Source organism: Devosia sp. T2-14 (genome assembly GCF_055397495.1).
The window spans coordinates 2,844,492-2,853,478 of sequence record NZ_AP027921.1 but is presented as its reverse complement, the minus strand read 5'-3'; the positions used below and the strand labels follow the sequence as shown (position 1 = coordinate 2,853,478).

General features: G+C 60.6%; 20 protein-coding genes. 5 read left to right on the top strand and 15 right to left on the bottom strand.

Annotated features, from left to right (window positions below; all coding sequences use genetic code 11):
• Positions 1-39 precede the first annotated feature (39 nt).
• The 15 genes from ACZ5WT_RS13990 to ACZ5WT_RS13920 all read right to left on the bottom strand — a co-directional run bounded on the left by ACZ5WT_RS13990 (position 40) and on the right by ACZ5WT_RS13920 (position 5,877).
• A complete protein-coding gene (locus ACZ5WT_RS13990; protein ID WP_464284398.1) occupies positions 40-351 on the bottom strand; it encodes a hypothetical protein in 312 nt (103 codons plus the stop codon).
• Between the two features lie 191 nt (positions 352-542).
• Complete coding sequence (locus tag ACZ5WT_RS13985) at positions 543-1,148, bottom strand: transcription termination/antitermination NusG family protein (RefSeq protein WP_464284397.1); 606 nt, start codon at positions 1,146-1,148, stop codon at positions 543-545.
• A 41-nt stretch (positions 1,149-1,189) separates the two neighbouring features.
• Positions 1,190-1,549: a hypothetical protein gene (locus ACZ5WT_RS13980; RefSeq protein WP_464284396.1), complete on the bottom strand. Its 360-nt coding sequence runs from the start codon at positions 1,547-1,549 to the stop codon at positions 1,190-1,192.
• A 9-nt stretch (positions 1,550-1,558) separates the two neighbouring features.
• Positions 1,559-1,792: a hypothetical protein gene (locus ACZ5WT_RS13975; RefSeq protein ID WP_464284395.1), complete on the bottom strand. Its 234-nt coding sequence runs from the start codon at positions 1,790-1,792 to the stop codon at positions 1,559-1,561.
• The gene (locus ACZ5WT_RS13970) at positions 1,789-1,980 is read right to left on the bottom strand and encodes a hypothetical protein (protein ID WP_464284394.1); all 192 of its coding nucleotides are present in this window, start codon (positions 1,978-1,980) and stop codon (positions 1,789-1,791) included. The genes ACZ5WT_RS13975 and ACZ5WT_RS13970 overlap by 4 nt, the downstream gene beginning before the upstream one ends.
• Complete coding sequence (locus tag ACZ5WT_RS13965) at positions 1,977-2,171, bottom strand: hypothetical protein (protein WP_464284393.1); 195 nt, start codon at positions 2,169-2,171, stop codon at positions 1,977-1,979. The genes ACZ5WT_RS13970 and ACZ5WT_RS13965 overlap by 4 nt, the downstream gene beginning before the upstream one ends.
• Complete coding sequence (locus ACZ5WT_RS13960; RefSeq protein ID WP_464284392.1) at positions 2,168-2,998, bottom strand: YdaU family protein; 831 nt, start codon at positions 2,996-2,998, stop codon at positions 2,168-2,170. Before ACZ5WT_RS13960 ends, ACZ5WT_RS13965 begins: the two co-directional genes overlap by 4 nt.
• Positions 2,995-3,294: a hypothetical protein gene (locus tag ACZ5WT_RS13955; RefSeq protein ID WP_464284391.1), complete on the bottom strand. Its 300-nt coding sequence runs from the start codon at positions 3,292-3,294 to the stop codon at positions 2,995-2,997. The genes ACZ5WT_RS13960 and ACZ5WT_RS13955 overlap by 4 nt, the downstream gene beginning before the upstream one ends.
• Positions 3,291-3,482, bottom strand: coding sequence for a hypothetical protein (locus ACZ5WT_RS13950; RefSeq protein ID WP_464284390.1), 192 nt, complete (start codon positions 3,480-3,482; stop codon positions 3,291-3,293). The genes ACZ5WT_RS13955 and ACZ5WT_RS13950 overlap by 4 nt, the downstream gene beginning before the upstream one ends.
• Positions 3,479-4,159, bottom strand: coding sequence for a hypothetical protein (locus ACZ5WT_RS13945; protein WP_464284389.1), 681 nt, complete (start codon positions 4,157-4,159; stop codon positions 3,479-3,481). The genes ACZ5WT_RS13950 and ACZ5WT_RS13945 overlap by 4 nt, the downstream gene beginning before the upstream one ends.
• Positions 4,156-4,305 (bottom strand): hypothetical protein, encoded by a 150-nt coding sequence (locus ACZ5WT_RS13940; protein WP_464284388.1) that lies wholly within the window; start codon positions 4,303-4,305, stop codon positions 4,156-4,158. Before ACZ5WT_RS13940 ends, ACZ5WT_RS13945 begins: the two co-directional genes overlap by 4 nt.
• Positions 4,306-4,335: 30 nt before the next feature.
• On the bottom strand, positions 4,336-4,710 hold the full coding sequence (locus tag ACZ5WT_RS13935; protein WP_464284387.1) for a hypothetical protein: 375 nt from the start codon (positions 4,708-4,710) through the stop codon (positions 4,336-4,338).
• Positions 4,703-5,203 carry a hypothetical protein gene (locus tag ACZ5WT_RS13930; RefSeq protein WP_464284386.1) on the bottom strand — a complete coding sequence of 167 codons (501 nt, stop codon included), beginning with the start codon at positions 5,201-5,203 and terminating at the stop codon, positions 4,703-4,705. The genes ACZ5WT_RS13935 and ACZ5WT_RS13930 overlap by 8 nt, the downstream gene beginning before the upstream one ends.
• A 195-nt stretch (positions 5,204-5,398) precedes the next feature.
• Entirely contained in the window at positions 5,399-5,680 is a 282-nt protein-coding gene (locus tag ACZ5WT_RS13925; protein WP_464284385.1) for a DUF2312 domain-containing protein, read from the bottom strand.
• Positions 5,677-5,877 carry a helix-turn-helix domain-containing protein gene (locus ACZ5WT_RS13920; RefSeq protein WP_464284384.1) on the bottom strand — a complete coding sequence of 67 codons (201 nt, stop codon included), beginning with the start codon at positions 5,875-5,877 and terminating at the stop codon, positions 5,677-5,679. The genes ACZ5WT_RS13925 and ACZ5WT_RS13920 overlap by 4 nt, the downstream gene beginning before the upstream one ends.
• A 94-nt stretch (positions 5,878-5,971) precedes the next feature.
• Between ACZ5WT_RS13920 and ACZ5WT_RS13915 the strand changes: the two genes are divergently transcribed.
• The 5 genes from ACZ5WT_RS13915 (at position 5,972) to ACZ5WT_RS13895 (ending at position 8,495) form a co-directional block, all read left to right on the top strand.
• The gene (locus tag ACZ5WT_RS13915; protein ID WP_464284383.1) at positions 5,972-6,697 is read left to right on the top strand and encodes a LexA family protein; all 726 of its coding nucleotides are present in this window, start codon (positions 5,972-5,974) and stop codon (positions 6,695-6,697) included.
• Between the two features lie 48 nt (positions 6,698-6,745).
• Positions 6,746-7,063: a hypothetical protein gene (locus ACZ5WT_RS13910; protein ID WP_464284382.1), complete on the top strand. Its 318-nt coding sequence runs from the start codon at positions 6,746-6,748 to the stop codon at positions 7,061-7,063.
• A 215-nt stretch (positions 7,064-7,278) separates the two neighbouring features.
• Positions 7,279-7,716 carry a hypothetical protein gene (locus tag ACZ5WT_RS13905; RefSeq protein ID WP_464284381.1) on the top strand — a complete coding sequence of 146 codons (438 nt, stop codon included), beginning with the start codon at positions 7,279-7,281 and terminating at the stop codon, positions 7,714-7,716.
• A complete protein-coding gene (locus ACZ5WT_RS13900; RefSeq protein WP_464284380.1) occupies positions 7,706-8,116 on the top strand; it encodes a helix-turn-helix domain-containing protein in 411 nt (136 codons plus the stop codon). Before ACZ5WT_RS13905 ends, ACZ5WT_RS13900 begins: the two co-directional genes overlap by 11 nt.
• Positions 8,109-8,495 carry a DUF6941 family protein gene (locus ACZ5WT_RS13895; RefSeq protein ID WP_464284379.1) on the top strand — a complete coding sequence of 129 codons (387 nt, stop codon included), beginning with the start codon at positions 8,109-8,111 and terminating at the stop codon, positions 8,493-8,495. Before ACZ5WT_RS13900 ends, ACZ5WT_RS13895 begins: the two co-directional genes overlap by 8 nt.
• Positions 8,496-8,987 lie beyond the last annotated feature (492 nt).

The window sequence follows — 8,987 nt, the reverse complement described above, 5'->3', positions numbered from 1 at the left end:
GGTGAACAGGCCGAGCGCCGTAGCGCCCGACCGTCAGTGTCAGCCCAGACAGCGGCCAGGGTCGAAGTGCAGGCGCGAGTTGGCAAAGTCGGACGCTTTCAGCGCGGGGATCGAGCAAGGGCCAGCGGCTTCGCCCTCGTCGCCGCCGGGACTGAGCGCGGCAATCGACTGGGCAGCCAGGACGTCGATCGAACAGGCCGGAGCGGCCGGGACGATGTCGTAGGCGGCGGAAGCACTCTGGGCAGGGGCGAGCATACAGATGTCGGGCGCGGGGTCAGCCATGGCAACAGGCGCGAACGCCAGCGTGGCCAGACAGAGCAGCGCCGCGCCAATGATGGAGCGGATACGCATATGGACCTCATGAGGGGTTGAAGGTTGCCGGCTTTCCCGTGGATGCGTACCGGCGCGCATAAAAAAAGCCGCTCCAGTCTCCCGGGCGGCTTCTGAATTCTGGGCGCAAAAAAGAAAGCGCCGAACTGGTGGGTTGGCTGGGTCCGACCGGCGAAAACCGCTACAGAACATCGGATCATCCAGCGCTGAATCTACGCTGCTTTGCGCGGAGCGTCAACCAATTCCAAGTTATCGATGTCGGTGAACTCCACAGGCATTTCGCGGCCTTCGATCTGCACCACGGCCTTGATGGTCCCCTTCTTCGTCACCGAGAGAATGCGGGCGAGGATACGCTCGGCGCCGCTGATCGGCGCGGTGATGTAGCGGCCCGGCTGCATACCGCCGATCTTGGCCCTGTGCTGCGCCTGCCGGACGTCCAGCCTGCCCTTGCGCATCTCGCGGCGCACAGCCTTGGTGTCCTGATCCTCGTGCCGCATGGAGCGCTGCGCCCGCATGATCGCGGCCACATTCTCCCGCGGCATCTGGTAGGCGTGGCCGTCGATGTAGAGCACGCCCTTCACGCCCTGGCACTTGCGGAGCGCGTACCAGTTCACCGGCCCCGGGAAGCGCATGAACACATATCCTACCAGTAGCGGCCGGCGTTTCACCAGCGGTTCGCCTGTACGGTGGTGGCGGCGCACCCGGGCGAGGCGCGGCATGTGGGCCCGGAAGCCGGCACGACGGATCTCAGCAACCGCCTTGCGCTCACAGTTGGGGTTCGTCTGCACGATGAACCAAGTTTCGTTCTGCCCCGTCATGTCTAAGCCCCTTCTGGTCTATCTGAATTAGTCGGTGGTGGTCAGTTTGGCTGGCCGGCATTCGCGAAAATGCCGATCTGCTCCTCGGTCTGGCGGAAGTAAATTTCCTTAAGCGCCTTGTTCGGCACCCAGTTCTCCATGAGATCGGCGCGCTTGAAGGCGTCCCATTCCTTCCATGGAAACGGCACGTATGAGACCGGCTCCTTGCCCTCGAGCCAGTCGGGGTAGCCGAAGCAAAATGACCTGTGGCAGCCAACACATTCGTTGGCCCCGAACGTCACCGTCTTGTGCAGCGAACCGCACCAAGGGCACACGGCGCCGTTGGCGAAACAGATTACCGGGCGCGGTATCCTGGCCATCGCCTTGGCGAATTCCTGAGCTTCTGCGTCTTGGTCGCTCATTGTCCTGCCCTATACTTCTTGGGTGGGGAGTGGGGTAAGGACAGCTTCAAGATCGGCAGCGGGGAACCCTGCCATCTCCAGACGCTCACAGGCATCACGCAATGCCGCTTCCAGCCGGTCGTGACGCTCAAAGACGTTGCCACGCCCGATTGTCTGCGCCAGCCCGAATGGCGTGGGCGTCCGATGCGGATTGCCCTGCATGGTGCGGAAGTCGATGTTGAAATAGACGGTCGTCGCGGTCATTTCGTGCTCCTTTCCTGCGCCGTCTGGCGGATATCGGCTTCAAATGCTGCGTAGGCGGTGACTGTTAGAAGCAGGGCTTCCGATCGGTGCAGCCTCTCCAAGAGGTGCGGCTTGTCGGCTACCGCCTTTCCCAAGGCGTCTCGGTGAAGCCGGGCTTCCTCGATCTGATCGGAGAGCGGGACTTTCATCGCAGCGCCTCCTGGATGTCGCGAATGCGGCGCTCCAGGTCGTCCATCGTCGCGCCAGGCTCCCTGCCCTCTGCGCGCTCAGCAATGGCCGCGACGGCAGCCTCGGCAATCTCCGCAAGGGCTTTGCGCTGCTTGCCCACCTTCGTCTTGTGGCGTTCGGCTGCGAGGTACTGGGAGCGGTCCTTGCTCATGCCGCTGCCCTCGCCTGCTCGATGACGGAGTTTGGGAAGGACCAAGCCAGATCGGACGTGGGCGCCGGCCGACCCATGATGCGCTCGCAGGCCCGCCACAGGTCGGCATCCCGCTCTCGATCCAGCTTCGTCATGGGCACGATGGGAACCGGAGCCGCTACCGTTTTCCAAGCGCCGTCACGCAACCATCCGTCGAGGCCCTGGACGAACTCAGCATGGGTGGCAGCATCCCTGCCCCGCTTCTGGCGGTCTGCCTCGCTTTGGGTTCGAGCAGATTTGGCTTGGGAGACGGCGAGCCGCTGCAAGTCCAGCGACAGGCGGAAGAACTGGCGTTCGGCGCGGTCTGGCTTGGTGTGCACCGACGCCGGGTAAATCGAGAGCAATTCGCCATACAAATCCGCCGCCTCGCCCCCTTGGGGGTTAGGGGGGGTATCTTGGTTATTGGTTCTAGGTGGCACGCCCGTATCAGTGCTTTTGCTATGCACATGCACTGCACTTGCATCGGCTTTGCTCTTGGCGTGCCGTCCTTGTGCAGCGGCGCGGCGCTTTTCGATGATCTCGTCGGCTTTCGATAACTCGGCATCGATGCGCTTGTGCGTCCACCCAGGGCCGAACAGCATAGCGAGAACGTCACGGCTCTCAGCCCAGTCGTTGGGTGACAGCTTCGCAATGCGGGCAATCAGCCGTTCGTCGGCCGGCAACGCGCCGTGCTGCCAGTAGTGCATGATCATGAGCATGTAGGCGCCGTGCTCAGCGGCATTCAGGTGTCCGGTGTCCTTGAGGTAGTCCCCGATGTGCAGTGGCATCCAGGCGCGATTGCTGCTCATAGCCCGGCCTCCGCGAGCGCCTTGCGAGCCCCGATATTCTCCCTGCGCCAGGCGATGAACTTTGCGGCCTGAACAGAGCTGGCGTAGGAGCGCACCGGGACGGGGAGAACGTGGGCAGCGACCATCGGCAGCGGCTTGGGTGAGCGATATTCGACGTACCAAACGGCAAGGTCGTTGATGCTGTACACGCCCACGTCGAGCGCTATCGCCTCCCAGCTCCAGCGGAGATTGAGCAAGTGCGTCATGCGCCGAAACAGGTCGTGGTTGTCCGACGTCAGTTTCTCGGCGCCACTCATGACCGCACCGCTTCCCAATAGAGAAGGTGCACGATGCTCGCGCGACTGCAGTCCATGGCTTCCGCGATCTCGGAGAGGGTCTGGCCACGGCGCTGCAGCTTCTCCGCTGTCAGCTTCGCTGCAGCTCGATTGACGAACACGGTCCGGCGGACCTGCTCGCCCTTCCCTGCTTCTGTGTGGGGGATCATGCTGGATCTCCTGCGAAAAGCTCGGACTGCCGGGCGTCCTTGCGGTCGAGCATGCGCAGGATGGTTTCGCCCTTATGCTCCTTGTCCCAAACGAACCAGGCGTTGAGCATCGGCGGTGCGCCTTGCCCCGTGAAGTCGATCCTCCAGCGCATCAGGTAGACGCGCGCAGGAGTGTATTGCGACCACAGGCCCGCCCGCTCGGTGCCGGAGCCCATCCAGTTCACGGGAAGCAGCAGCGCCATATACTCGATGTCTAGTTTTTCCAGCGCATGCCGGACCCAACCCGGGTCTTCGTTGCAAAGGGCGAACGGGGGGTTGGTGACGATGGCCGCGCGCGGGGCGGTGCGATAATCATAGAAGCTCTGAATGTCGGCGCCGCAACCGCGGTCAACGAGGTCCGAGGCGAACACCTCCAGCCCAACGGCACGCATTTCGCGCACCATGGCACCGTCACCAGCTGCTGGCTCCCAAACGCCGTTGAAATCGAGCAAGCGACGCAATTCTGCGTGCAGAAGAGCGCGGGTCGGCTCAGGCGGCGTCGGATAGAAGTCATCCTTCTCGCGCACCAGGCCTTCGCCAGACTTTGCCAGTGTCCCGTCGAGCAGCTCGACGACGACGGGCTTGGGCTTGTTGCCGGTGGCACGGAAAAGCCCGCGAGCGGACGCAACGGGTGTCATGCCCGCATCCCCTTCACTTCCTCGGCGCGCTTCAGCTCGGCAATGAGCTTGGCGTTCTTGCGCGCAGCGAGGTTCGGCAACCGGCTCACGAGAGAGCCAGCCTTTGGCGTCACCAGCTTTTCGAGCAGTTCATTGGTCAGGGTCACAATCAGTCCTCCACGCGTGGGGTTGATTTGTCAGTCGGTTCGTTCGGAAGCCGGGCTTCCCGCCGCGCCCGCCATCGATCCAAGAACAGCTTCCGTCTCTGCGATAAGAGCGAGGCGAGCCGCCGTAGGAGGGAGGGCCTTGGCAATTTCGAGTTCGTGGGCAAGGCGTGCCTCCTGGCTTTGGATTTCGGCCGCAACAGCCAGTTCGAGACGCTTGTAAAGGTCGGCCCAGATGCGCTTGGGTTTGCGGTAGCGCAGTGCCCAGAGGACTTGCTCGGGCAGCTTGTGCTTGCGGGCGGCGCGCTGCCGGGCGGCATCGAGGGTGTCGCCGGGGCCGCGATGTTCGCGCTTCACCAGCAGATCAGCCCAGCTTGCAGCCTCTTCAACAACGGTCATGTCAGTCATTGGCTTTTGCTCCGGGAGCAAAGAACTTTTGCGCATGCGTCAATCCGATCTCGATAGGGTCAATCCCATCGAGGTCGGTCGAAGAAAGGCGTTTTGGGTGGTTGAGGACTTCGGACAGAGCGAGTTGTTGAAGCGGCTCATCCGAGACGGATTGCGCGGCAAAGGGGCTGGAACCCCGGAGCCGCACGGAAAGAAAGGCCCTGCCGGCGGCCGTGAGGCGCATGGCAGGGAAGTTGTGGCCGGTACGGCGGGAGGAGGAGAACCGCACCGGCCTTTGCCAGGGAGCGTCAGCCCCAGCAAACTGGAATTGGTATGGGACATGCCCATGAGGCAGACGACGCATTGCCCCACGCGCAAGGCCCCGCGCGGCGTCGTCTCCCTGATGGTCATTGATGGCGGCAGGGCATGAGCCCGCCGCCGATAGAGCCGAAGATGCCTTGGCGGCCGCTGCCGAACTCAAGGCCGGAATGGTGGAAAGACGCGCGCCGAACATCACAGCGCCCCCGTCGAGAACCAGACGGCCAGAACGCCCACCACGAGGATGGCAATGATCATGTCCGAACTGGTGAAGATGCGGCGCCCCATCACCAAGCTCCCACGATACGCAGGACGTGAGCGGCAGCAGCAGACAGGCCGATGCCAGCAGCCAGAGCCCAGATTGCGGGTGCATAGTCAGCGCGAGGGCGGTTCATTCGTCACCGCCTCGTGCACCTGCACGTGTAGCAACGTTCATGCCAAGTGCGTCGGCGTACAGCTCATAGAGGCTGTCGAAATCCGCCTTCTTGCTCGGATCCTGGGCGCGATCGGAAATGATCGCTTTGAGCACCTTCACGTCGAAGCCATTGCCGCGCGCTTCCGCGAAGATCTCTTTCAGATCCTCGTTGATTGCGGCCTTTTCCTCGTTCATGCGCTCGGCGCGCTCCACGAAAGCGCGAAGTTGGTCTTGAGCTACACTGTCCTCGACGCTCATGGGGATACCCCCTTTGCAGGAGCGAAGAAGTCGGCGGGCGCGACTTGACCACCAGTTTCCCGGCAGATGTCCTCGATGATGGCCTTGGTCAGGTTCTCGCCTTTGATGTAGCGGTGAACCTGCGCGCGACTGCGCTTGATGCGCTGCGCGAACTCGGTGACGGTGGTATTGTCGCGGATGTAGGTTTCAAGCTGCATGTAACATTATTTGCTACATTGCATCACTCGCGTCAAGCACTGTGTAACATTTTATGGCATAGATGCGGCATGCGCCATGCTGGATAGATGTCACATGGCAAATTGGCTCGACCCATTCATCAAGAATTCGAAGGTGCCTTCGCAGGAAGCGCTCGCTGACCTGATCGGCGTCTCGAGAGCCACCGTGAACCGCCTAGCTAACGATCACTCGAAGCTCAAGCGCGACCGCGCCGAGGTAATGGCACCGCACCTCGGGGTCACTGCGGATGACTTGATGCTCAATCGGCTCCCATGGGAGGCGAAGACAAGCACGTCGCCCACGACGGACGAGGTCCAGCGCGCAACGAGGCCGCCCGGCACGGCGCCATTGGTGGCAATCGTAGAGGCCGGCGCTTGGCGCGAAGTTGACGAGCTCGATCAGGAAGACCCAGAGTGGGTTACGGTGCCCGCCGACGACAAATTCCCGGATGCAACCCAGCGGGTCTATGACGTGTCCGGCGACAGCATGAATAGGCTGGAGCCACATCCCATCACGCCGGGGTCGCGAATTGTCGCCGTCGACTATGACGAGATCGCCAGCCGCTCGCCCTTACGGGACAAACTGGTTGTCGTCATTCAGCGCTCGCGCAATGGCGGCCAGGAGCGCGAGCTGTCGGTGAAACAGGTTGCATGGTTTGATGACCGGATTGAATTCCAGCCTCGATCATCGAACCCGAAGCACAAGGCCATCGTCGTGGAGCACGACAACTGGGAAGACAATGGCGTGGAGGTCGCGATTGTCGGACTGGTCCGCGACATCATCCATAGGCTGCCGGGATAGGCTGATCCGGGGTATCGCGCTGAGGGGCGCAATTGGGGGGGGGGAAGCATGAAGGTACTTTGGGGAGCTGCAGCAGCAGCACTGATGCTGGTCACGCCGGCGGCCGCCGACGAGGTGGAAAATGCGTTCATGCTCTGTCGGGCAGCAGACAGGACTGGGCTCATGAGCAAGCCCTGTGAGGTTTCAGGCTGGGGCTCCGCTGTGATCATGCACATAGACATGACTTCAGGCGAAGCGCGCGAACTCTGCGCTATGATGCAGGGGTATGCCATCGACAAGAATTTCCGCTTCAACGGAAAGTGGAAGCTGGAAATCAAAAGCCCCTACAGCGGCGGCGAGCCCATCGCATATTGCGTTCTTCCATAGGCGGGGCCGTACAGATGACCCCTTCCGCTTCAAGGAATGCCTGGAACAGCGGCAACCGGCGAAAGGGCTCAAGGGGAAGCGGCATACAGGGGAGATGCAGTGATTGGGCGGCGAAGGGACATGATTAAAAATAATTTACCAACCATTAACTACCATCTGGGAGTTTGTTAGCTTATATGGCAACACTAGCGGAGCTTACAGGAAGGGGTGAGCTAGTGCGTCTCGGCGGCGGGCTTTCGCCCGGCGAACAAATTCAAGGTAGGCTTTTCGCCTTTCCCCACGTGATTGATTGGCTTGAAACCGTCCTGCCTGGGCTGGATCCAGAGCTCGGTGATGGACGACAAAATCCTTTGGAGCAGGTTGACGATTTGATGCACGATTTCGTGGCGGGGACGAACCTTGACTACTGGGAGCGCAGTCACTCAATGACGCCGGAAGAACGCGGGATTTGGGAACTAAAGACCTCCGACATCCGCTTCATTGGATGGTTTCATCTGCGGCTGACGTTCGTCATTGCTGAAGTCGACACTGCATTCAGAATTAAGAAGCACGGCTTGTATCCAGGCTATCGAGAGAGCGCTGTCCGCAGACGTGACGCCCTTGGCCTAAACGAGCCGAAGTTTATTACCGGGAGTTATGATGATGTCCTATGAGCTGAAGATCGATCCCAAAAGGCGTGCCGCCGGTCGATTTATTGGCGCCGTCAGGAAATCCTTGATCAACGCCGCGCTTGAAGAAAAGCAGCGGCATGGCCTTACTCAACAGAAGGTTGCCGACTGCTTGGGCGTCAACCGTTCTGTTATCAATCGAATGCTGCGCGGCGAAGTGAATTTGACGCTGCGATCTGTGGCGGAGCTCGCGTGGGCTATGGGCTGGCAGCCGCATTTTTCACTTAGACGGATTGATCGAGCGGACCGCAACAATTCTGAGGTTGAAACGGCACCTCCGTACCACGTGACGCAGCCCACCACCCCGAGAACATTGACCCAGTCTAAGGTCTATGGCGTTTCCAATGCGCCCAAGAACTACTATCACGTTGAAACAAATGACTAAATTCTCGGCTTTTTTCTGCGACGAAGTCAGGCAGGAAATCACGGGCAAGCACTTCTTAATCGGCGTCTATAGTGGGGACCTCATCCCTGCAACTACCCCCAGCAGCTTCCCATTGTCGGCTTTGGTTAGAGTGCAAGGACTAAAGGGAAAGCACCACTTCAAAGTCAGAATGCTGTCACCTGATGGGTCCGTTTCGATGGAAATCGAAGACGACGTTGATGTCCCTGAGCAAGCAGACTGCTTTCCGATAGCGTTCAGCGGCGCAATTATCCAGGTCGCAGCGCCCGGTTATGTTTCCATAGAAGTGACCCTGGATCAGGGCGAGCCGGAAGTGATTGCCACGCTCAGGGTCCACTCGCCCGACATGGAATTCAAATAGTTTTGGCCCGCCCTAACCGGCGGGCTTTTTGCTGGCCAGTAGCAAGTATGGCTCTCGCGCCGCGCGCAAAAGCCATACTACAAGACCTGTAGCTCGCCCTAGTCGGCGGGCTTTTTGTTGAGACCTACTCTGCTGCGACAACTTCCCATCGCCCATCTTCCAAGCACCTTGTCTTGATCGAACTTGCGTTGGGACCATTATTCACGGCCCCTGGCGTGTAAAATTTGCCATCGGCCGCGCAGCCGGATGACCACTGATCTGTGGCTTCCCACTGGAATTCCTTCGTGCAGACCATGACCGCATTCCCAGCCCTGAATGTGGCTCCGGGCGAGAAGCTCATGCTCCCGGCCCAGCATTTGCTCTGCTCGGTGAACGTCTCTTGCTGAGCCGCCGCCGGCAGTGTCATCAGCATCCCAATAGTCAGCACAACTTTTAGCATTCCCGCCCCCTTGTTTACACTGAAGGTAACGCGGCGGGATGCGGACCGAAAGC